Origin of the sequence: Bacteroides caecicola (assembly GCF_023337095.1) — a bacterium.
Classification (GTDB): Bacteria; Bacteroidota; Bacteroidia; order Bacteroidales; family Bacteroidaceae; genus Phocaeicola; species Phocaeicola gallinarum.
In genome coordinates, this window is sequence record NZ_JAMBLM010000004.1 from 44,884 (window position 1) to 68,136 (window position 23,253).

General features: G+C 44.5%; 14 protein-coding genes. 11 read left to right on the forward strand and 3 right to left on the reverse strand.

What is annotated here, in order from left to right; all coding sequences use genetic code 11:
* Positions 1-6: 6 nt before the first annotated feature.
* Together M3085_RS04945 and radA are read right to left on the reverse strand one after the other, a co-directional pair.
* A complete protein-coding gene (locus tag M3085_RS04945; protein ID WP_178255901.1) occupies positions 7-387 on the reverse strand; it encodes a GxxExxY protein in 381 nt (126 codons plus the stop codon).
* A 57-nt stretch (positions 388-444) separates the two neighbouring features.
* Positions 445-1,818 (reverse strand): DNA repair protein RadA, encoded by a 1,374-nt coding sequence (gene radA, locus M3085_RS04950; protein ID WP_249052439.1) that lies wholly within the window; start codon positions 1,816-1,818, stop codon positions 445-447.
* 275 nt (positions 1,819-2,093) lie between these two features.
* Here radA and M3085_RS04955 point away from each other — a divergent pair, with 275 nt between their 5' ends.
* The 7 genes from M3085_RS04955 to M3085_RS04985 all read left to right on the forward strand — a co-directional run bounded on the left by M3085_RS04955 (position 2,094) and on the right by M3085_RS04985 (position 16,941).
* The gene (locus M3085_RS04955) at positions 2,094-5,219 is read left to right on the forward strand and encodes a SusC/RagA family TonB-linked outer membrane protein (RefSeq protein WP_249052440.1); all 3,126 of its coding nucleotides are present in this window, start codon (positions 2,094-2,096) and stop codon (positions 5,217-5,219) included.
* 23 nt (positions 5,220-5,242) lie between these two features.
* The gene (locus tag M3085_RS04960) at positions 5,243-7,012 is read left to right on the forward strand and encodes a RagB/SusD family nutrient uptake outer membrane protein (protein WP_249052441.1); all 1,770 of its coding nucleotides are present in this window, start codon (positions 5,243-5,245) and stop codon (positions 7,010-7,012) included.
* A 344-nt stretch (positions 7,013-7,356) separates the two neighbouring features.
* On the forward strand, positions 7,357-9,111 hold the full coding sequence (locus tag M3085_RS04965; RefSeq protein ID WP_249052522.1) for a DUF4980 domain-containing protein: 1,755 nt from the start codon (positions 7,357-7,359) through the stop codon (positions 9,109-9,111).
* 21 nt (positions 9,112-9,132) lie between these two features.
* Positions 9,133-10,296 carry an MFS transporter gene (locus M3085_RS04970; RefSeq protein ID WP_191709802.1) on the forward strand — a complete coding sequence of 388 codons (1,164 nt, stop codon included), beginning with the start codon at positions 9,133-9,135 and terminating at the stop codon, positions 10,294-10,296.
* Between the two features lie 12 nt (positions 10,297-10,308).
* Entirely contained in the window at positions 10,309-11,199 is an 891-nt protein-coding gene (locus M3085_RS04975; protein ID WP_204499098.1) for a carbohydrate kinase family protein, read from the forward strand.
* Between the two features lie 229 nt (positions 11,200-11,428).
* Positions 11,429-12,751: a Na+/H+ antiporter NhaA gene (gene nhaA / locus M3085_RS04980; RefSeq protein ID WP_178255894.1), complete on the forward strand. Its 1,323-nt coding sequence runs from the start codon at positions 11,429-11,431 to the stop codon at positions 12,749-12,751.
* 131 nt (positions 12,752-12,882) lie between these two features.
* Positions 12,883-16,941 carry a two-component regulator propeller domain-containing protein gene (locus M3085_RS04985; RefSeq protein ID WP_249052523.1) on the forward strand — a complete coding sequence of 1,353 codons (4,059 nt, stop codon included), beginning with the start codon at positions 12,883-12,885 and terminating at the stop codon, positions 16,939-16,941.
* A gap of 24 nt (positions 16,942-16,965) precedes the next feature.
* On the opposite strand, the gene mltG is transcribed toward M3085_RS04985, so the two are convergent.
* Positions 16,966-17,979, reverse strand: a complete 1,014-nt coding sequence (gene mltG / locus M3085_RS04990; RefSeq protein WP_249052442.1) for an endolytic transglycosylase MltG — start codon at positions 17,977-17,979, stop codon at positions 16,966-16,968.
* 267 nt (positions 17,980-18,246) lie between these two features.
* On the opposite strand from mltG, the gene M3085_RS04995 reads away from it, so the two are divergent.
* From M3085_RS04995 to pstC, 4 genes are all read left to right on the forward strand, one after another.
* Positions 18,247-19,785 (forward strand): alpha-N-arabinofuranosidase, encoded by a 1,539-nt coding sequence (locus M3085_RS04995; RefSeq protein WP_178255892.1) that lies wholly within the window; start codon positions 18,247-18,249, stop codon positions 19,783-19,785.
* A gap of 509 nt (positions 19,786-20,294) precedes the next feature.
* The gene (locus tag M3085_RS05000) at positions 20,295-21,287 is read left to right on the forward strand and encodes a hypothetical protein (RefSeq protein ID WP_178255891.1); all 993 of its coding nucleotides are present in this window, start codon (positions 20,295-20,297) and stop codon (positions 21,285-21,287) included.
* 28 nt (positions 21,288-21,315) lie between these two features.
* Positions 21,316-22,371 (forward strand): phosphate ABC transporter substrate-binding protein PstS, encoded by a 1,056-nt coding sequence (gene pstS / locus M3085_RS05005; RefSeq protein ID WP_178255890.1) that lies wholly within the window; start codon positions 21,316-21,318, stop codon positions 22,369-22,371.
* 19 nt (positions 22,372-22,390) lie between these two features.
* Positions 22,391-23,248, forward strand: a complete 858-nt coding sequence (gene pstC / locus M3085_RS05010) for a phosphate ABC transporter permease subunit PstC (protein ID WP_178255889.1) — start codon at positions 22,391-22,393, stop codon at positions 23,246-23,248.
* Positions 23,249-23,253 lie beyond the last annotated feature (5 nt).

Below are 23,253 nucleotides of genomic sequence, written 5' to 3' on the forward strand. Positions count from 1 at the left end.
CTCAAGTTATTTTACATACCTTCTGATGCCGTTCTGTAAGTTTTCTGTGTTGAAGTTAATTAGTAATCCTAAATGAATGTTTGATAATTTCAAGTAAGTCAATAACTGTGCAGTATGTATCGGTAACAGATTTTCTACGGATTTCAGCTCAACCATCACTTTATTTTCTACTAAAATGTCTATTCTGTATGCATTAGGCAGGAGGATTCCGTTATAATTGATACCAAGTTCTTTTTGTCTTTCGTAACGTAATCCGCTTTTTTCTAACTCATAGCATAGGCAAGTTTCGTATGTACTTTCCAATAAGCCCGGACCTAATGCTTTGTGTACTTTGTATGCACAGCCTATGATGTCGTATGATATTTTGTTTAATTCTGGGGTTGTCATGAAATATAAGTTGAAATGATAATAGGTGAAATCTGTGTAATCTGTGGTGAAGAGAATCTATCCGAACAGCTCACGGAAAGCTTCTTCCACTTTTCTCACCGGTATTAGCTGAATATGAATCTTCGTACGGTCCAGTCCCTGCAAGTTATGTTTCGGAATGAGCATACGCTTGAAACCCAGCTTCTCCGCCTCACCGATGCGCTGTTCGATGCGGTTTACCGGACGGATTTCACCACTAAGCCCCACTTCGCCCGCCATACAGACTCCCGGCTCTATCTCAGCATCCATGTTGCTGGAAAGAATGGCACTGATAACGGCGAGGTCGATAGCCGGGTCGTTCACCTTCAGACCTCCCGCAATGTTCAGAAATACGTCTTTTTGCGCCAGCTTGAATCCTACACGCTTTTCGAGTACCGCCAGCAGCATGTTCATGCGGCGCAGGTCGAAACCCGTAGCAGAGCGTTGAGGCATTCCGTAAGCAGCGGTGCTGACCAGTGCCTGCACCTCGATTAGGAACGGACGGATGCCCTCTACCGCGCAGGCGATGGCTACCCCGCTCATGCCCTCATGGTCTTGTGTCAGCAGCAGTTCCGAAGGATTGCTTACCTGACGCAAACCGTCTTGCCGCATTTCGTAAATGCCCAGTTCGGCAGTGCTCCCGAAACGGTTCTTGATGCTGCGCAAGATGCGGTACATGTAATGCTGGTCGCCTTCAAACTGAAGCACCGTGTCTACGATATGCTCCAATACTTTCGGTCCTGCAATGCTCCCTTCTTTGTTGATATGCCCGATGAGGATGACGGGAGTGCCCGTTTCTTTGGCAAATTTCAGGATGGCCGCCGAACACTCACGCACTTGTACGATGCTGCCCGGCGACGAGTCGATGTTTTCAGTGGAAATGGTCTGGATGGAGTCGATGACCACCAAGTCGGGCGCAGTGTTTTTGATATGGGTAAAGATTTGTTCCAGCGAAGTCTCGCAGGCGATAAGCAGACTACCCGATTCGGGATGCGGAATACGGTCGGCACGCAGTTTCAGCTGGCGTGCGCTTTCCTCGCCCGACACATACAGGATTTTTTGATTCGACAACCGTAACACGGTTTGCAGTACGAGCGTTGATTTACCGATGCCCGGTTCGCCGCCGATTAAGGTAAGAGACCCTTGCACCAGTCCGCCTCCCAACACGCGGTTCAATTCATCGTCCTGCATGTCGATACGTTGCTCATCACTCGATATGATTTCTTTCAGATATTGAGGTTTCGAGCGTACCGACTCAATCCCATGAGCCACATGCTTGGCTACGGGAGTTTCTTTGCGTACCACTTCTTCTACAAATGTATTCCACTGTCCGCACGAAGGACATTTTCCCACCCACTTCGGTGATTCCTGTCCGCAGTTGGTACATACGTACACGGTTTTCTCTTTACCCATACTATTTATTTTGCTTTTATGAATGCTCCTTTCTGATACAAAGGTACGAAAATAAGGTTATATTTTTTTTATGTTCCCCGAAATTATCCCGTTCCATGAAAGAGAGGACTAATAAAAATGTTTCTTATGTTGTTACAAATGTTGCAAGTACACAAAATTACACGTTGATGCAACATTCTTTTTATTTGTTTATGTCTGTAAGTAATACATTTGCAATGCTCAATCAGAACAAAGATTGATAAAACAAATGTTTAACAATTTAAATTTAATATGTAATGAAAGGCATGAAAAGAACATTCCTTTTTACACTTTTCCTTATAGGATTATGTGTATCGGTGCAAGCCCAAAACTTACAGGTAAGTGGAACAGTGATTGCTAAATCAGACGGACTGCCGGTTATCGGTGCTTCTGTCGTTGAAGTGGGCAACAATACCAATGGTATCATAACCGACTTCGATGGAAACTTTACGCTAACGGTTAAAGAAGGAGCGGAAATCTCCATTTCTTATGTAGGGTGTAAGACTCAAACCCTGAAAGCGCAAAAAGTAATGAAGATTGTTTTGGAAGAAGATTCCGAAATGTTGGATGAAGTGGTGGTAACGGGTTATCAAACCCAACGTAAAGCCGATTTGACCGGTTCGGTAGCGGTAGTCTCTACGGAGGAGTTAAAGACCAGTCCGGACATGGATCCGATGAGGGCTTTGCAAGGTAAAGTTCCGGGTATGACTATCACCACAAATGGTTCTCCTATCGGTACCGGTACGGTGCGTATCCGTGGTATTGGTTCATTCAATTCTTCACAAGACCCATTGTATGTAATCGATGGTGTGCCTACAAATCAGGCTTTAAACTCTTTGAACGCGAATGATATTGAAAGTATGCAGGTATTGAAAGATGCTGCTTCGGCTTCTATTTACGGTTCGCGTGCTTCGAATGGTGTCATCATTATTACTACAAAGAAAGGTAAGAAAGGAGATAAGATTAAGGTAGACTTCTCGGCTAATCTGACGGCACAGTTTTATACATCGCAATCGTTTATGAAATTGTTGAACTCTGCCGAATATGCTACGGCGATGGCACAGGCAGCATTGAACGACGGACTTGACCCGGTGACTTACGCAGGCAATTACGGTTTAAACCTGAACGCTGCTACAGGAACTCCGATTACTGTATGGAATCCGGCTACCAGCAGTTATGTTAATTACACGGTCAATGGGTTATATGACGGATATATCAACAGCAAGAAAACGATGCGCTACTCGGATACCGATTGGCTTGACGAAATTTCACGCACAGGTTTTGCCCAAACATACGATTTGTCTTTATCGCACGCCACAGACAAACATTCAACAATGTTTTCATTAGGTTATAAAAAGAATAATGGTATATTGAATTATACAAGTTTTGAGAACTTCTCAGCTCGTATGAACTCCTCGTACAATATTAATAAATATGTGTCTGTAGGCGAAAACTTTACGGTTACTTATTCTAAACAAGTTGATTGCGCCCCAATGGAAAACGCATTGAAGATGGCTCCTACTGTACCGGTTTATGAAGAAGATGGAGTTACGTTTGCCGGACCTGTGGGAGGTATGAGCGACCGTCAGAATCCGGTGCGCGAACAATACGATAACCGCAACAACCATTTGGATTACTGGCGTCTGTTTGGTAATGCTTACGTTGAAATCAAACCGATAAAAGGATTGACTTTGCGTTCTAATTTTGGCTTGGACACGTATTTGTCATTCATCAACTCGATGACTCCTACGTTCCATTCGGATATTGTGAACAATGATATTGCTAAGACCAATTTGTCGCATCGGAATCAGGTGAATTGGACGTGGTCGAATACAGCAAACTATAATTTCAAGGTAGCAGACAAACACGATATCACAGTCTTGCTCGGTGCTGAAATGTCGAAAGAAAGCACGGTTGATTTTACGGCTTATTCAGAAGGCTATGCATTGGAAGATCCTGATTATATGTGGCCGAATGCCGCTACCGGTTCGATGAGAAACAGTGGTGCTAAGTTTGGTTACCGTTTGGCTTCTTTCTTCGGAAAGGTGGATTATAATTATGACGATTTGATTTTGGCTTCATTTACAATCCGTCGTGATGGTTCTTCCCGTTTTGGTAGAGATAACCGCTGGGGTACTTTCCCGGCAGCAACGTTGGGTTTCCGTATTTCTAAATTGTTGGAAAAAGATTGGATGGATGACTGGAAGATTCGCCTTTCTTGGGGTGAGACCGGTAACCAAGCCATCGATAATAATGCGCAATTTGGTTTGTACACTGTAGATTATGGTTTGGATCGTGTAACTTCTACTGCTTACGATTTGTTCTTGCAAGGCTCGGGCACGTTCCCCTCTGGTTATCGCGCCACTCAGCTTGCCAATCCGAACTTGAAATGGGAATCGGCTACGCAATACAATATAGGTACTGACTTCACACTCCTTCACGGAAGCCTGTATGGGTCTATCGACGGATATATCAAGGATGTAGATGATATGTTGATAACTCCTTCTTATTTAGGTGCGATCGGAGAAGGCGGTGCTTCTTGGTTGAATGGTCCTTCGTTGCGTAACTGGGGTATGGAGTTTGCTTTGGGCTACCGTACGAATCTTGCTTGCGGGTTAGGAATGGATATTAGCGCAAACGCTGACTTCTTCCGTAACAAGGTGACTTATTTGCCATCGTCTACTACCGGTTCATACGCCCATACCTCTAAGGAAAACTTAGTACAGTCGGGTATGCCATACGGTTCAATTGTAGGATATGTGGTAGAGGGCTTGTTCCAAACTCAAGCGGAAGTAGATGCGTCGGGACAGCCTAACGCACGTGTAGGCGGATTAAAGTATGCTGATTTGGATAAGAATGGTGTGATTAATGCAGATGATCAAGATTGGGTTTACAATCCGGTACCCAAATTTTCATACGGACTTAATATTGCTTTGAATTATAAGAACTTCGATCTCAGCATGTTCTGGCAAGGTGTTTGCGATAAGGATGTTTATAACAACCAGAAATTCCAGACCGATTTTTGGAGTGTGACGGATGCCGGTTCTAACAAAGGTAATCGTTTGTTGAATGCTTGGAATACCAACAATACCGGTTCAACGATTCCGATGCTGACCACCTCGAACACGGCAGACGAAGGACGCGCTTCAAGTTACTTCGTTGAAAACGGTTCTTACCTGAAACTGCGTACTTTGCAGTTGGGATACAATGTTCCGGCTACGTTCCTGTCTAAGTTTAAGATGAGTAGTGCCCGTATCTATGTATCAGGACAGAACTTGCTGACCATCAAGAGCAAGAGCTTGACTTGCCCTGACCCTGAAAATCCGGATTGGAATTATCCGTTGGCTACATCGGTTTCATTTGGTTTACAAATAGGTTTCTAATTTAAATTAATGAGGATTTTGTCATGAAAAAAATATATACATACGTTTTTGCCTGTGCTTTAGGATTAGGTTTTACAGGCTGTAATGATTTCTTGGATTACAACCCTACCGCAGTGGTAGACGAAGACAAAGCGTTTGCAGAACCGGAATCTATGGTTAATGCTGCATACGCTATGCTGGGAGACTGCTGGTACACTTACCCGTTCAACCTGTTCCCGTATGGCGACATTACGTCCGACGATTGCTTGAAAGGTGGATCGGGTAGTACCGATACCGGTTATCATGCCTTTGATATTTGGACAACTTTGACCCCTACCACTCCGGGCGAGATGGATGAATTATGGTATCGCTTGTACTGTGCTATATCACGTTGTAACCGTGCATTGGTTTCTTTGGAGCAGAACGGCGTTTCCGCATTGGGAGAAGAAACCACTAACCAGCGTGTGGCAGAAGTCAGATTCTTGCGCGGACATTTCTATTATAAACTGCTCACTGTTTTCCGTAAAATTCCGTGGATTGACGAAGAGGTGTATAAGAACCAAACATTCGAACAGGTTCGCAATGATGCCCTTACTTATGAAGAACTGTTCCAGAATGTGATTGATGATTTTCAAGCTGCTTATGACGTGTTGCCGGAAAAAGGACCCGGTGAAGACGGACGTGCCAATAAGATTGCGGCAGCAGCCTATTTGGCTAAGTGTTATTTGAATTTGGCTTGGGGTGATGGGTATGAAGCTACTACCGGCGTAAACCATATCAATAATGAATATATGCAGAAGGTAGTAGACTATACTGATGATGTAATAAACCCGCAATACGGTTACATGGAAGATTTCGGCGACATATTCCTTCCTGAATATAAGAACAGCAAAGAATCGGTATTTGCCGTTCAAACTTCCGATTACGAAGATGATAATACTACTTACGGACGCGCCAACTGGTCGAATACATTGAACGGCTGCTGGGGAATGTGGTCTTGTGGATGGGATTTCCATAAACCTTCTCAGAACTTGGTGAACGCATTCAAGACGAAAAACGGTCTGCCGATGTTCGATGACTATAACGATGAAATCGATTATCCGATTAATGGTCAGCCTACCGACCAGAAATGGGATCCGCGTTTGTTCCATACTGTCGGGATGCCTACATTCCCTTACAAATATGAAGAACAATACATGATGACTACCGGCAACTCGCGTACACCGAGCGAGTATGGTTTCTACACATCTTTGAAAGAAGTCCCGCAACGTTCGCAAGGCGAAACTTTCAATGGCTCTTGGCAGGCTTTTGCAATGAACGATTATGTGTTCCGCTATACGGATGTGATGTTGATGCGCGCCGAAGCATTGATTGAGTTGAACCGTTTGGATGAGGCTGAAGATATTGTAAACGATATCCGTAGCCGTGCAGCCAATTCTGTCAGCAAGCATATAGCGTATGCCGCCGACCAGTGTGAAATAGCCCTTTATCCTGCCGGATATTTTTCAGACAAAGAAACAGCACGTAAGTGTTTGCGCTGGGAACGGCGTTTGGAAATGGCTATGGAAAACGGACGTTATTTCGACCTGCGCCGTTGGGGCATAGCTTCTCAAACGCTGAATGCTTATTTTGAAAGCGAACAAAAGTCGGTATATACGTATGTAAACCAATCTGGTGAAACCGTAAACCAAACCTACGGGTTGTATTATAAGGATGCCCATTATACGGCAGGGAAGAATGAATTTTTCCCGATACCTTACAATCAGATGTTCTACATCCCCGGGTTGTACACCCAAAACAAGGGATATGAATAATCGAAGTATGGTTTTATATCAAACTAAAAATTGCATATTAAACAGAGCTTGTTTAAATTTGACAATCGAACTATAAACAAGAAACAAAGCAACGGGTTTGCCTTGTAAAACGCTACGGTTAGTTTTTTAATTTTATGCGGATGAATTTCTCGGTTCTACCCGAAGGATTTATTTACACTTCGGGTAGAATTTTTCAAACGCCAGAATGAGGTTTGAACCGGGTTTAGGCAGGCTTTGTAATTTATTAATCTTTAAGACCTTAAAACATGATTGAGTTAAAGAAAAAGAGCATTGTAAATACCATGAAAGCGGCATGTTTGTGTTCGTTGATTGGTTGGGGCGCGATGGCGAATGCTGCGGAGTCGTCCGTGTCTGTCCGTCATTTGGCAAACGAGCAGAATATTGTTTTTGTTAAAGGAGCCAAGAAATACCTGTTGTTGCCCGTGCAAGATAATGCACCCGAGAGCAAGGTTTGCATAGTAGTGGATAACCGGCAGCAGGGAGTTGTGGCCAATGTACGTTTGGCACGCGATCAGGTAGATTATTATATACCGTTCGACTTGTCGGCATACGAGGGAAAAGACATTTCCGTCGATATTCAAGGGATGCCCGAATCTTCTCTCTGCTGGGAAAAGATGAGCCTTTCAGATACGTTTGATATGACGAACCGTGAGAAATTCCGTCCTGTTTATCACCATACCCCTGCTTACGGCTGGATGAACGACCCGAACGGAATGTTCTATAAAGACGGGGTGTATCATTTGTATTTCCAGCATAATCCTTACGGATCTACGTGGGGAAACATGACGTGGGGACACTCCACGACCACGGATCTGGTGAGCTGGAATTATGAAGGACTTGCCATAAAGCCAGATGCGTGGGGAGCTGTTTTCAGTGGTTCGGCTGTGGTAGATTATGACAATACAGCCGGTTTTGGGAAAAACGCGGTGGTAGCTTTTTATACTTCGGCAAAGTCCAGTCCGTGGGGAGATACCCAGTCGCAAAGTATGGCTTATAGCCTTGATAACGGGAAAACATTTGTGAAATATGCGTATAATCCTGTTGTAACTTCCTCTAAGCGTGATTTTCGCGATCCGAAAGTATTTTGGTATGCCCCCGACAAACATTGGGTGATGATTCTTGCCGGCGGTCAGGAAATGGATATTTACTCTTCAAAGAATCTGAAAGATTGGAAATACGAAAGTAGTTTCGGGGCAAAACAAGGTGCTCACGGCGGTGTGTGGGAATGTCCGGATTTGGTCGAGTTGCCCGTAGAAGGTACGAAAGAAAAGAAATGGGTGTTGATTTGTAACATCAATCCCGGCGGTCCTTTCGGCGGAAATGCAGCTCAGTATTTCGTGGGAACATTTGATGGAAAGAAGTTTGTGAACGAATCGCCTACCCAAACCAAATGGATGGACTGGGGAAAAGACCATTACGCCACGGTAACTTTCAGCAATGTCCCCGGCGGACGTTGCATCGCTTTGGGATGGATGAGCAACTGGCAATACCAGACCGTGCTTCCTACCTTGCAGTACAGAGGCTCGAACACGATAGCCCGCGACCTCACCCTTTACCGTCAAGACGGGGAACTGCTGCTGAGATGTGCTCCCTCACCCGAAATAGAAAAGGCACGGATGCAGAAAGTAAGCGTACCTTCGTTCAAGGTGAGTGACTCGTATGATTTGGCATCGCTGTTAGAAGGTAACGACGGAGCTTATGAAATAGACATGACCATCAAAAACTCGGGTGCATCGAAAATCATGTTTACCCTGTCAAACGACAAAGGGGAAAAGGTGAACATGTATTACGACATCATGCGCAAACAGTTTGTAATGGACAGAAGCGAGAGCGGGAAGGTGGATTTCAGCGTAGATTTCCCTGCCGTGACGGTGGCTCCCGTGTATGACACCGACAATATCCGTCTCCGCCTGTTTGTCGACCGTACCAGCATAGAGGCTTTCGGGGAAGGCGGCAAGTTTGTAATGACTAACCAAGTATTCCCCACGGAACCCTATAACAAGATGTCGTTTGTTTCTGTGCGCGGTAACTTTACCGTCAAGTCGATGGATGTGTATAAATTAGGAAACAACAAATAACGAACGAATAAGTGACGAATTATGACAATAGATAATAAAATAAAGTATGGAAAACTGATTCCCGTGATGCTCTGTTTCTTTGCGATGGGGTTTGTTGACTTGGTGGGAATCGCGTCCAACTATGTGAAAGCCGATTTAGGACTGACAGATTCGGAAGCGAATATATTTCCTTCGCTCGTATTCTTTTGGTTTTTGATATTCTCTGTACCTACGGGAGTATTGATGAATAAAATAGGACGTAAGAAAACAGTATTACTTAGTCTTGTAGTGACATTTGCATCGTTACTGATTCCTATTTTCGGAGACAGCTATGGGGTAATGCTTTGCTCGTTCTCTTTGTTGGGCATCGGTAATGCTCTGATGCAAACTTCGCTTAATCCGTTGTTGAGCAACATTATTTCGGGCGATCGCTTGGCTAGTACTTTGACTTTTGGACAGTTTGTAAAAGCTATCGCTTCGTTTCTTGCTCCTTATTTGGCTATGTGGGGGTCTTTGCAAGCTATCCCCACTTTCGGATTGGGTTGGCGGATGTTATTCCCGATTTATATGGTGATTGCCATCTTTGCAATTTTGTTTCTGTCGGTTACTCCGATTGAGGAAGAAAAAGCTGATAGTGCTTCCGGATTCATGGATTGTTTGAAGCTGTTGGGTAAACCTTTTATACTTTTGTCATTCCTCGGTATTATGTGTCATGTGGGCATTGATGTAGGAACGAATACTACGGCACCTAAAATCCTGATGGAACGTGTGGGTATGACACTGACAGAAGCCGGATTTGCTACCAGTTTGTATTTCATATTCCGTACTTTAGGATGTTTTTCCGGAGCGTTCATCTTACGCGTGATGTCGGCCAAACGATTTTTCCTGATAAGTGTCTGCTGCATGTTACTGGCTATGGTTGGGCTGTTTGCATTCCATTCGTTGGTTATTATCTACGTGTGTATCGCATTGATAGGTTTTGGTAACTCGAATGTATTCTCTATTGTTTTTTCACAAGCTTTGCTCAACAGACCTGATAAGAAAAACGAGGTGTCAGGACTGATGATTATGGGTTTGTTTGGCGGAACAGTATTCCCATTATTTATGGGATTTGCTAGCGATGCTATCGGTCAAGACGGTGCTGTGGCTGTTATGACGGTAGGAGTGATTTACCTTTTGTTTTATACATTGAAAATTAAACATTAAAAAGTAATATTTATGGATAACACTTTTGTAGTTGGAATGGGAGAAGCACTTTGGGACGTGCTTCCGGAAGGAAAGAAAATAGGTGGTGCACCGGCAAATTTTGCATACCATGTATCACAGTTCGGATTAAACAGTTGTGTAGTGAGTGCGGTAGGCGATGATAAACTGGGCATGGAAATATTAGACAATTTCCGTGAAAAGAAACTAAATTGCATGATTGAAACCGTGCCTTACCCAACCGGAACGGTTCAGGTAGAACTTGATGCCGAGGGAGTACCGTGTTACGACATCAAAGAAGGGGTGGCGTGGGACAATATACCATACACTCCGGCACTGGAGGGGTTGGCACGCCAGACTCGTTCGGTATGTTTCGGTTCATTGGCACAACGAAGTGTGGTGTCTCGCGAAACTATCAACCGCTTTTTGAGCGCAATGCCCGATGGTGAAGGCCAATACAAGATTTTCGATGTAAATCTGCGTCAAGGTTTTTATACGAAAGAAATTCTTTGTAACTCCATGAGGCAATGCAATATATTAAAAATCAACGATGAAGAGTTAGTAACCATCAGCCGTATGTTTGGTTATCCGGGTATTGATTTGCAAGACAAATGTTGGATTCTGTTGGCAAAATATAACCTTAAAATGTTAATTCTTACTTGTGGCGTGAACGGAAGTTATGTGTTTACTCCCGGAGAAGTTTCGTTTGTAGAAACCCCGAAAGTAGAAGTTGCCGATACGGTAGGGGCGGGAGATTCATTTACTGCTACGTTTGTGGCCGCTATTCTGTTAGGGAAATCGGTGAGTGAGGCACACAAACTGGCTGTAGAAGTTTCGGCATACGTTTGTACCCAAAACGGTGCAATGCCCGAATTACCGGTTTATCTGAAAAGCAGAATTAAATGAGCAAGTTAGACATAAATTTTGAATAAAACAGTGCTTGTGGGTACTGAAACAAATAAGAAGCTGTGTCAAAGTGAAATTTGAGACAGCTCTTTTTGTGACTTTTTAATAGGGCATTTATATATGTTTGTATATCTCAGAATATTTAATTAGTTTTGCAATAACTTGTTAACCGTCCTGCAGGTAGGTCGGATTGTTTTTTATTGAGTATATACCATAACATTTATACAGGATGAGAGAGTATTACCAAAGAAACATTGAGAATCGTTTGATTATTCCTACAAAACTATTCTTACAACGTGAGAAGTCGAGTGGCATTATTTTAGCAGTTTCTGTTATTTTGGCATTGATACTTGCTAATTCACCCTTTCGTGAGAGCTATTTTTCGGTATTGAAGTATCATTTCGGTTTTGTATTCAACGACCAGCCGTTCTTCAACTTCAGTGTAGAGCATTGGATTAATGACGGGCTGATGTCGATGTTTTTCTTCGTGATAGGCTTGGAGCTGAAGCGCGAGTTTATCGACGGCGAACTGCGTCATATACGCAAGGTGACCCTGCCCGTGGCGGCAGCCATCTTCGGAATGCTTTTCCCCGCTGCCTTTTATCTGTTATTCAACTTCGGCACTCCCGCAGTGGATGGTTGGGGAGTGCCTATGGCCACAGATATCGCTTTTGCTTTGGCCGTCCTCTATATGCTTGGCGACCGCGTACCGATGTCGGCAAAAGTATTTCTGACCACACTTGCCATCGTGGACGATTTGGGAGCGGTGGTTGTGATTGCCCTTTTCTACACGTCTCATATCTCTTTGTGGAATTTGGCAATCGGTCTGTGTTTCTTGGGCGTGATGTTCCTCGGCAACAGACTTGGAGTGAAAAACATTTGGTTCTACGGTATTCTGGGAATCGGAGGTGTATGGGTAGCGTTTCTGACATCGGGTATCCACGCCACAATCTCTGCCGTTTTAGCAGCTATGGTTATTCCGGCAGACTCACACATCCCCGAAGCTGCATTTATAGCGCGTGCGAAGAAACTTATCCGACAATTTGAGCAAGTTGATTCCGGTGACATAAAGATGTTGAAGCCCGACCAAGTAGAAATCTTGTCGAAAGTCAAGTCCGGCTCATTACAGGCAACCCCTCCGCTCCAACGTCTCGAACACAGTCTTCATCCGTTGGTATCCTTCGTCATTATGCCGGTTTTCGCCCTTGCCAACGCCGGAGTATCGTTTGTCGACATGGATTTGAGTGTACTGAGTGCCAATAATGTAGCTATCGGTGTGCTGGTGGGACTGCTGTTGGGTAAACCCTTAGGAATCATTTTCGCGGTATGGCTGACAGAAACGATGGGAATAGGAAAGCGGTCGCGTTCGATGACGTGGCGTACAGTGGCAGGATTAGGCTTTTTAGCCTCTATCGGATTCACGATGTCAATGTTCGTAACCGTACTTGCTTTTCAGTCAGCCGATAACCACATGCAGGCAAAAGTAGGAATCTTTGCAGCCTCCATCATTGGTGGAATCATCGGATATCAACTGTTGAAAAAGAAATCATAAACCAAAAGAGTCCATGTTATGATATATGCAAATATAAAATCCTGTTATCAATCATTTTTTTGAATGTTTTCTCTGTGCATAGGTAAAACTTTATCCGTATTTTTGTTCCGTTAAAATCTTTGAAAAACAACATGAAGCGGTTGGGATTATTGATTTATATTTTGTTGGGGATTATCTTAGTCATAAAGGCTAATCCGTTTTATGAAGTTCGGCAGTTGGGAATGGAGCAAGGACTGTCGAACAATGACGTGGTAGACATCGTGCAAGATAAACGGGGACGGTTGTGGTTTGCTACCGAAGAGGGGCTGAATTGTTTTGACGGGAGCAGCTTCATCTCTTATTATAAAGAAAAAGGGGGGCTGACGGGAAACGAGTTAAACTGTCTGTTGGATGACCCTGCGGATTCTTTGCTCTGGATAGGAACCCAGCGTGCCGGATTGAATGTGTATGATTACGCAAACGACCGGTTTACTTATTATCGCCACATTGACGGCGATTCGAACAGTTTGATAACCAACGATATTACCGATATTGTTCCGGCTGCGGATGGGAATATTTGGATTTCTACATATTGGAGTGGAATAGAATATTTCGATAAGCAGAAGAAACAGTTTATACATTATAATCAAGACAACGTTTCAGGACTGGTTAGCAATCAGGTATGGTCGATTCTTGACGGGAAAGACGGTTATTTATATATAGGTCATGTATCCGATGGATTTACAGTGCTTTCTATAAAAGACAGAACGGCACGCAATTATAAAGCGGATTCGGAAAATCCGAATGCCCTGCCGGGAAACGAAGTCAAGTGCGTATGCAAAGACTTGAACGGGAATATTTGGATTGGCACAAACAGAGGCGTGGCGCTTTTCAACCCTCAGAGCGGGAAGTTTATCCCATTCAGGGACCGTGAAGGCAGATTAAACCGGTACGTGTTTGATCTTTGCCAGTTTGCTGACAATAAGTTATGGATAGCGATGGAGTTGGGCGGAATAGCGATACTCGACTTGTCGCAGCGCATGTTTGTTGCTCCGGATAATTTTAAGTTTGAATTTGTTGATGACGGGAATGAGTTTTACGGACTATCCAATTCCAGTATCCGCTGTTTGTATCAAGACTCGTTTAACAATGTCTGGGCAGGAGTATGGGGCGGAAACATTCGTTTCTTCAGCAGTGTTCCCTCTCTTTTCGGTATTTACAACTATTCTCCTTTTCAGGCATCCGATGTCGTGTTGAGCGACCCCGTGGTAATGTCTGTTTGTTGCGACAAGGAAGGTAAGATATGGGTAGGCACCAATGAAGGTTTGAATATATTTCAAAATGGAAAACGCATCGCCACGTTGACAAACACTACGGGCGATTATCGTGTGAATATCGTGCAGTCGTCATTATGCGATTCGAAAGGGCGATTGTGGTTCGGGCTGTTTCGCGGCGGAGTAAATCTGTATGATGAACGTACTCACGTTTTTCGCCAGCTATTTCCGAAAAGCAAGGCAGGAACAGACGTCCGCGAGATTTATGAAGACAATGACCACGTTATCTGGCTTTCTACAAGCAAAGGCATTTATAAGGTAGACGGCGAAACGCTCTCTATTGTAAAACATTATGAACTGGGACATTCGCTGGTACGCAGCATACGGAAAGACCGGAATGGCAATTTGTGGGTCGGTACGTTTGGCGGCGGATTGGAGGTTTACGATAAGTCGATGAAGCGTATCAGATTATTCGATGTGGAATCGGGATTCCCCTCGAATACAGTGAATCAGGTGTATGAAGACCGTAAACACCGTATGTGGATAGCAACGGGGGAGGGGCTGGTATGCTTTGAGCCGGGCGCATTGGAAGATTATCGGGTGTATCACCGTAAGCATGGTTTAGCCAATGTACACATCCACGCGATAGTGGACGACGGAAAAAACAACATTTGGGTCAGTACGAACCACGGCATTTATTGCCTGCCCGAAACAGCGGATACGTTTTTGTCTTACGATGAATCGTATCACGTTCCGTTAGGTAGTTTCAATAACGGATGTGTGACGGTAGATAAAAGCGGAACGATTTATTTCGGCTCGACCGACGGATTGTGTTATTTTAATCCCGAATATGTTTTGGCTCGCCGTGAGTCTCCCATGCCCGTTATTTCACAGATAAAGATATTTGAGCCATTGGAAGACCAGCAGCTTGGCGAGCGGAATATATTCCCGAAACAAGACGAAACGGTCCGTCTGAAATACGATCAGAATACGTTGGCTGTTTCATTCAATGTGTTGAATTATGCGCTGGCAGACCAAGTGGAATATGCCTATATGCTGAAAGGTTTGGAAAGTTCGTGGTATACGGTAGACGAACCGGACAATGTGGTTTTCCGGAGTCTGCCACCGGGAAATTATGAACTGTTTGTCAAAACAAGGATTCGCAATCAGGAGTGGTCGGAGCAAATCGTTTCTTTACCTATCTCAATCGCTTTCCCGTTATGGCTTACGTGGTGGGCTAAAACAATTTATGTATTGGTAGCTTTGGGCTTGGTTGTAGGTGCATTGATGTTCTATCGTCGTCGTTTGAACCTGATTTATTTATACGAGTCGGAGAAGCGTAATCGCATTCAGGAGCGGGAACTGACGCAAGAGCGCCTGCGGTTTTACACCAACATCACCCACGAGCTGCGCACGCCTCTCACCCTGATATTAGGTCCGTTGGAAGACTTGTTGAAAAGTCATTCGTTAGTATCGAAAGACAAACAGAAGATTTCGGTTATCCATCAGAGTGCCGTCCGTTTGTTGAACTTGATTAACCAGTTATTGGAATTCCGTAAAGCGGAAACTCAGAACAGGCAGCTTTGTGTAAGTATGGGGAATCTGGCTGCCGTGGTTCATGAGATAGGTTTAAAGTATAAAGAGTTGAACCGCAAACCATCTGTCGATATTTTAATAGAAACCGAATCAGACAACATGCAGCTTTTCTTCGACAAGGAAGTGATTACCATCGTGTTGGACAATCTGATTTCAAATGCTTTGAAATACACCGAACAAGGAAAGATTACCCTGATGCTTCGGTGGAAAGAACGAAACGCCAGCAAGTATGCCGAAATCAGCGTGAGCGATACCGGATATGGAATAGACGCTGAGGCACTTCCCCATATCTTCGACCGTTATTATCAGGAGCGGAGCGAACATCAGGCATCGGGGACGGGAATCGGGTTGGCATTGGTAAAAAACTTGGTAAACCTGCATGAAGCACAGATCGAAGTAGAAAGCAAATTAAACGAAGGAAGCATCTTTACGATATTATTACAGGCAGATTACGTTTATCCGCAAGCGTTGCATGGCGAGAATATGGAAAACGAAACGCACGGAGCGGCGGCAGAGGCGGAAGATGTGAAAGAAGAGTCGCAGAATAACAAGTCTATCGTTTTGGTGGTTGAGGATAATGCAGACATAAGCGAGTATATTGCAGAATCTTTGTCTGAGGAGTTTGATGTGCGGATTGCCGAAAACGGGAAAGTCGGATTGCAATCGGCTGTAAAATGGGTCCCGGATATTATCGTGAGCGATGTGATGATGCCCGTAATGGATGGCATAGAAATGTGCCGGAAAATAAAAGATAATATCTGTACATGCCACATCCCGGTTATTCTCTTGACGGCAAAAGATTCATTGTCTGATAAGGAAGCCGGTTATCAATACGGGGCAGACTCTTACATGACGAAGCCTTTCAGTGCATCTTTGCTTCGTACACGCATTCATAACCTGCTGGAGATGAGGCGCAGGTTAGTGGAACGTGTGTCTGGAGCTTCTTCGATGGAGATTAAAAAGACCGTGATAGCCGAAAACTGTTCGAAGCTCGACAATGAATTTTTGGCGAAGCTGACACAGCTGATAGAAGAAAACCTTTCGCAAGAAAAGGTAGACGTGAAATACTTGTCTGATAAACTTTGTATGAGTAGCTCTACGCTGTACCGGAAAATGAAAGCGCTGACCGGACTTTCTACCAATGAGTACGTAAGAAAAGTCAAGATGAGAAATGCCGAAAAACTGTTGTTGGAAGGTAAATATGCGATATCTGATATAGCGTTTATGGTCGGCATGAACAGTACAGGCTATTTCCGCCAATGCTTCAAAGACGAATTTGGCATTTCTCCTTCCGATTATGTGAAACAGTTGAAAGCCCCTTCATCGGATAAGCTCTGTTAAAGCCGGTTAGCCGGACACGGATGCTTATCTCATTCGGTTCAGTGCGGCTTGATACCTTCGGGCGTTAACCTGATGTTCCGCAAGGGTCGCAGCAAAATTGTGGGTGCCTGAGAAATCTTCTTTCGCACACATGTAAAGGTAATTGTGAGGCGCATAGTTCAGCACGCTTTCTATTCCCTCGATGGAAGGAATACGGATAGGTCCCGGCGGAAGCCCCGGATGCTTATACGTGTTATACGCACTTTCCGTTTCCAGATGCTTATACAAGATTCGTTTTAACCCGAAATCCTGCAAGGCAAATTTAACGGTAGGGTCGGCTTGCAGAGGCATCCCGATGCGTAGCCTGTTCAAATACAGTCCGGCTATCGTTGGTTTTTCGGCACGGTTTGCCGTCTCTTCTTCCACGATAGAGGCAAGCGTACTGACTTCGGTGGGAGTGAGCCCGATTTCGGAGGCTTTTGCCCGTCTGTTTTTATCCCAGAATCGCGCATATTCTTTTTGCATTCGGGCAATGAATCCTTGTGCCGTCATGTTCCAATAAACTTCGTATGTGTTAGGAAGGAAAAGCGAAGCTATTGTTTCGCGCGTATAACCCAACGAGTCGCAGTACAGACTGTCGGTCAGCAGCGTAGAGATGCTTGCCGAGTCTGCCATGATTTGTCGGGCTACGGTACGGGAAAGTTGTCCTATCGTGCGGACACTTGGGACTATCAGTTTTACGGGAGTTTGGCGTCCGTGGCTCAGTAACCGGTAAGCGGTAAGCGTATTTTGTTCTGCCGCCAGCCGGTAAGCTCCCGTTCGTACGGTATAGCCGTTCAAGCGGATAAGCATCTTAAAACCGGTAAGAGTAGAAGCGTTCAGCTGAGTTTCCAGTTTGACTAAAACCGAATCGGTATTATCGTTTTCGTCTATATAAATAAATGTAGGCTTTGATACGTTGAACGGATGATTAAATAACAGGGCGGTTACGCCGATTCCGCCTCCGGCTATAATCACCAGAAATATGCAGATAAATAAAATCAGTTTTTTATTCTTCATTGTGTTTCGTGAAATTTTGCGGTGCAAAGATAGTTTTTATTCTTCTTCCGCCAAGTATCTTTTCTCCATAACAAAGTTCTGCAGACAGAAAATAGGTAAATCTTTGGTTTTTTCGTCTGTATATACCTTTTTGTCCTCTATTTTGATTTTTTTGTCCACTTCGCGTATGTTCATTTTTCCCTACATTTGCAACAGACAAGCCGCTGTGGGTTTGTCTGCTGCTAATGTGATATGGATTATTTATTTATCAAAAGAAAACTAATAAGTATGAAAAATGCACTTTTAGGTTTGGCGTTTTGTGCCGCAATGCCATTGTTTGCTCAACAGAAAGCTACCGTGGCTATTCATCCCGCCGAGGGAAAACAAGTTATCAATAAGGAAATTTACGGACAGTTTGCCGAGCATCTCGGTACGTGTATTTATGGTGGACTTTGGGTAGGAGAAGATTCACCCATACCTAATGTAAAGGGGTATCGTACGGATGTGTTCGAGGCGTTGAAAAAGCTGAAAGTTCCCGTATTGCGCTGGCCGGGAGGATGTTTTGCCGACGAATATCATTGGATGGACGGTATCGGTCCGCGTGAGAAACGCCCTAAAATGGTAAACAACAACTGGGGTGGTACGGTAGAAGACAACAGTTTCGGTACGCATGAGTTCTTGAATCTGTGTGAAATGTTGGGCTGCGAGCCTTACATCAGCGGAAACGTAGGTAGCGGAACGGTAGAAGAACTTGCCAAATGGGTGGAATACATGACTTCGGAACAAGGAAGCCCGATGGCGAAACTGCGTAAGGAGAACGGACGCGAGAAACCGTGGAAAGTGAAATACCTCGGTGTAGGTAACGAAAGTTGGGGATGCGGCGGAAATATGCTGCCTGAATATTATGCCGATTTGTATCGCCGTTATCAGACTTACTGCCGTAACTACGACGGTAACCAGTTGTTTAAAATAGCCAGCGGTGCGAGCGATTATGATTATCGCTGGACGGAAGTGTTGATGCAGAAGGCAGGTAACCTGATGAACGGACTTTCGCTTCATTACTACACCGTGCCCGGATGGACCGGAAGCAAAGGTTCGGCTACGAAGTTTACTACCGAAGATTATTACTGGACGATGGGCAAATGCCGCGAGATAGAAGACGTGGTGAAACGCCATATTGCTATCATGGATAAGTACGACCCCGAAAAGCGTGTAGGTTTGATGGTAGACGAATGGGGTACTTGGTGGGACGAAGAACCGGGTACGATTCCGGGACACTTGTACCAGCAGAATACCTTGCGCGACGCATTCGTGGCATCGCTTACGTTGGACATCTTCCATAAATATACCGACCGTATCAAGATGACAAACATTGCTCAGGTGGCAAACGTACTTCAGGCTATGATTCTGACTAAAGACGACAAGATGGTGCTTACGCCGACTTACCACGTGTTCGAAATGTATAACGTACACCAAGACGCTACTTACCTGCCGCTCGACTTGCAGTGCGAACGCAAAATTGTGCGCGATGACCGCATCGTTCCGTTGGTAAGTGCAACTGCTTCGCGCGACAAAGCAGGTGTTATCCACATCTCTCTGTCGAACATCGACTTGGAAGAATCGCAAGACATCACCCTGACGCTTGACGACGTGAAAGCCAAATCGGTAACGGGACGCATCCTGACCGCCGACCGCATCGATGATTACAACTCGTTCGACAATCCCGACGTGGTAACTCCGAAAACGTTTACGGGTGCGAAGATTACGAAAAACGGTTTGCAAATCAACCTGCCCGCCAAGTCAATCGTGGTTTTGGAAGTGAAATAAAAACTCCAATCGTTTTCATAGATAAATTGTGGTATTTTTCTTGTTCAGGCGTGGTTTACGTGATTATCCGCAGCCGGTTTGAGTAACCAAAACAGCTGTGTAAATCCCGATAAACCATGCCTGATTTTTTATGCGGATAAGTCAGCCAACTCATGCGGATGCGTTCATCAACACTACCGCATGAGTTGACTGACTTATCCGCTTGTGTTTTTCGTATGTATTCCTTTTGCTCTTCCAAATGGTTAAATAGAAGATTTAGAGCATAATATATGCTTTTTCTCCGTATCTTTACAAATGTTACCTGAAAAGCCGTCATGTTATTTATCATTGCCTGTAAGTGGGAAAAATAAATTACGGCGGGCGTTTCCAAGCGTGGAGATGCCCGTTTTCTGTATCTGAAGAGGTTGTTCTTGGTTTCTGCATAAATGTTACATGAATTTTAATTTTTTGAAACAGGTTTGTAATATCAAAGCCCGACCTTTGTAGCGTTAAAAAATGAGACAGTTCTAATGATTAATCGATGGATTATTGCCGGAGTGATAGGCTGTATGGCTTTGCCGGTATCTGCAAGCAAGAAAGGGGAAAAAGAAAAAGAGGATTCTAAAAAAGGCCAAGCCATAATAACGATATTCTCAGACTTTCACACAGGGTTCGGAACGGCGAACGACGATCGCGGTTTCGATTTAGACCGGGCTTATATTGGTTATCAGTATTCATTGCCTCACGGATTACAACTAAAGGCTGTGATGGACTTCGGCCAGTCGAAAGAAGTGGGAGACTATCAGCGTATCGGATATGTTAAAAATGCACTGGTCACATGGAAGCATGGTAATTGGACATTGAACGGAGGTTTGATATCCACCACTCAGTTTAAAACTCAAGAAGATTTTTGGGGTAAACGTTACATCATGAAGTCTTTCCAAGACGAATATAAATTCGGTAGCAGTGCCGACCTTGCTGTATCGGCTGCTTACCGGTTTAATAAATATGTGTCGGCAGACGTTATACTTGCCAACGGCGAAGGGTATAAGAAGGTGCAAGTAAAAGACGGATTGCAGTACGGAGCCGGTGTTTCGGTTACGCCGGTTAAGGGACTTATCTTGCGGGCTTACGGCTCTTTTAACGAAGCCTCGGAAGACGGACAAAAAGGAATTACCAATCTGGCTGCTTTTGCCGGATATAAGCATGAGCGTTTTTCGGTAGCGGCAGAATATAACTACCAGACAAATGCGTCGTACACCGACGGACAAGACCAAAGCGGTGTGTCGGCCTACGCTACGATAAAATGTAATAAAAATATAGGCGTTTTCGGACGTTGGGACTATCTGACTTCGAAGAACGATTGGAATCTGTCTGACGATGGAATGGCGGGGGTAGTAGGTGCAGAATTTAAATTGGGAAAATACATCAAGCTGGCTCCCAACTTCCGTGTATGGTCGCCAAAACAAGCCGACCTTCCTAACCGCTTCTACGGTTATCTGAATGCATCATTTTCTTTGTAATCAAAATATTATCATAAATTAAAAAGCAATGAAAAAGTTTTATTTACCTTTAGTTGCAGGCGCGATGGCGATAGCATTTGCTGCTTGCGGTGGACAATCGAAACAGGGAGATGAATCGGTCGAATTGACAGGTGCGGGAGCTACATTCCCCTTGCCTTTCTATAATATGTCTTTCGAGAATTATAGCGCTACTCATAATGACAAGGTTTCTTACGGAGGCATCGGAAGCGGCGGTGGTGTACGTAACCTGAAAGACGGTATTGTGGATTTTGCAGGAAGCGATGCTTTCTTGACTGATGAAGAAATGAAGGAAATGCAACCCGTAGTACATATCCCGACCTGTATGGGTGCGGTGGTATTGGCATATAACTTGCCTGATGTGGTTAAACTGAACTTGGCGGGAGATGTTATCGCAGATATTTATGCCGGAAAAATCACTAAATGGAACGATGAACGTTTGCAGAAGCTGAACCCGGACGTAAAACTCCCCGCAAAGGATATCATTGTAGCCTATCGTTCAGACGGTAGTGGTACCACATTCGTGTTTACCGATTACCTGTCAAAAGTTAGCGAAGACTGGAAGAAAACTTACGGAGCCGGTAAAACGGTCGACTTCAAAGTGGGTCAGGCAGCTAAAGGTAATCCGGGTGTAGCGGGTATCATCGCCCAGACACCTTACTCATTGGGTTACATCGGTTCTGAATACGCTTTCGCCCAAAACATACCTTATGCAAGTGTGGTTAACAAGCGCGGCGAATCAATCACTCCGTCTACCGAAACCATTTCGGCTGCTGCGGGCGACATTCCGCAAGACACCCGTTGCTCTATCACCGATGCAGATGCCGAAGGTGCTTATCCTATCAGCTGTTTTACTTGGTTGCTGATTTACAAAGAACAAAACTATGCAAGCCGTAGCAAAGCACAGGCTGAAGCTACTCTTGACCTGATGAAATACATGCTGAGCGACAGCATCCAGCAGACCACTGCCACGGTTCACTATGCTCCGCTGCCTAAGAAAGCCGTAGAACAGAGCCTTCAGAACCTGAAGACTGTGACTTACGACGGACAACCGATTTTGAAGTAATATTAAAATAGCAAAGTTTATGCAAGACAAAATCTTTCGAGTTTTGCTTATTCTTTCAGCTATCGTTATACCGCTCATTGGTGGGGGAATTATTTATTCCCTCACTGTTGACTCAACGGGAGCTTTTGAGGAGTTCGGATTTTGGAACTTCGTATTCTCGGATGATTGGGTAACGACGGCAGGAAAAGAAAAGTACGGCGCACTTCCTTTTATAACGGGAACTCTTCTTACCACTTTTTTGGCATTGCTGATGTGTATTCCTTTTTCTTTGCCCGTGGCATTGTTTACAGGAGAATATTTCCGTGGAAAGAAGATTGCAACCTTTTTAGGTACGGTAACCGACCTTTTGGCAGGTATTCCTTCTATCATCTACGGTTTGTGGGGATTTTACGTGTTGCGCGGTTTGTTTATGGAGTTAAACTTCTCGCCGCAGGGTTCAGGAATTCTTACGGCAGCATTCGTATTGGCAATCATGATCGTTCCCTATGCTGCTTCGTTAAGTTCCGAGTTCATCAAGATGGTTCCCTCTGATTTAAAAGAAGGAGCTTACGCTATGGGAGCCACACGCGCCGAAGTAATCCGGCGAGTAGTTTTCCCGATGGCAGGCTCCGGTATCTTCTCGGCTTATATTCTGGCTATCGGACGTGCTTTGGGAGAAACGATGGCGGTAACAATGCTTATCGGTAATACCAATCAGATGCCCGACACGTTGCGTACCACAGGAAATACGATGGCGAGTATCATTGCCAATCAGTTTGGTGAAGCAGACGGTTTGAAACTTTCTTCATTGATTGCCATCGGACTGTTGTTGTTCCTGATAACGGCTGTTATTAATATAATTGGTAAGATTTTGATTCGTCGTGCTCGTCGCGTCTGATTCTA

Bases quoted from the DNA above. Each gene is read 5' to 3' on its own strand.
- M3085_RS04945 (WP_178255901.1), bottom strand. From the start codon at position 387: ATGACAACCCCAGAATTAAACAAAATATCATACGACATCATAGGCTGT.
- radA (WP_249052439.1), bottom strand. From the start codon at position 1,818: ATGGGTAAAGAGAAAACCGTGTACGTATGTACCAACTGCGGACAGGAA.
- M3085_RS04955 (WP_249052440.1), top strand. From the start codon at position 2,094: ATGAAAGGCATGAAAAGAACATTCCTTTTTACACTTTTCCTTATAGGA.
- M3085_RS04960 (WP_249052441.1), top strand. From the start codon at position 5,243: ATGAAAAAAATATATACATACGTTTTTGCCTGTGCTTTAGGATTAGGT.
- M3085_RS04965 (WP_249052522.1), top strand. From the start codon at position 7,357: ATGGCGAATGCTGCGGAGTCGTCCGTGTCTGTCCGTCATTTGGCAAAC.
- M3085_RS04970 (WP_191709802.1), top strand. From the start codon at position 9,133: ATGACAATAGATAATAAAATAAAGTATGGAAAACTGATTCCCGTGATG.
- M3085_RS04975 (WP_204499098.1), top strand. From the start codon at position 10,309: ATGGATAACACTTTTGTAGTTGGAATGGGAGAAGCACTTTGGGACGTG.
- nhaA (WP_178255894.1), top strand. From the start codon at position 11,429: ATGAGAGAGTATTACCAAAGAAACATTGAGAATCGTTTGATTATTCCT.
- M3085_RS04985 (WP_249052523.1), top strand. From the start codon at position 12,883: ATGAAGCGGTTGGGATTATTGATTTATATTTTGTTGGGGATTATCTTA.
- mltG (WP_249052442.1), bottom strand. From the start codon at position 17,979: ATGAAGAATAAAAAACTGATTTTATTTATCTGCATATTTCTGGTGATT.
- M3085_RS04995 (WP_178255892.1), top strand. From the start codon at position 18,247: ATGAAAAATGCACTTTTAGGTTTGGCGTTTTGTGCCGCAATGCCATTG.
- M3085_RS05000 (WP_178255891.1), top strand. From the start codon at position 20,295: ATGATTAATCGATGGATTATTGCCGGAGTGATAGGCTGTATGGCTTTG.
- pstS (WP_178255890.1), top strand. From the start codon at position 21,316: ATGAAAAAGTTTTATTTACCTTTAGTTGCAGGCGCGATGGCGATAGCA.
- pstC (WP_178255889.1), top strand. From the start codon at position 22,391: ATGCAAGACAAAATCTTTCGAGTTTTGCTTATTCTTTCAGCTATCGTT.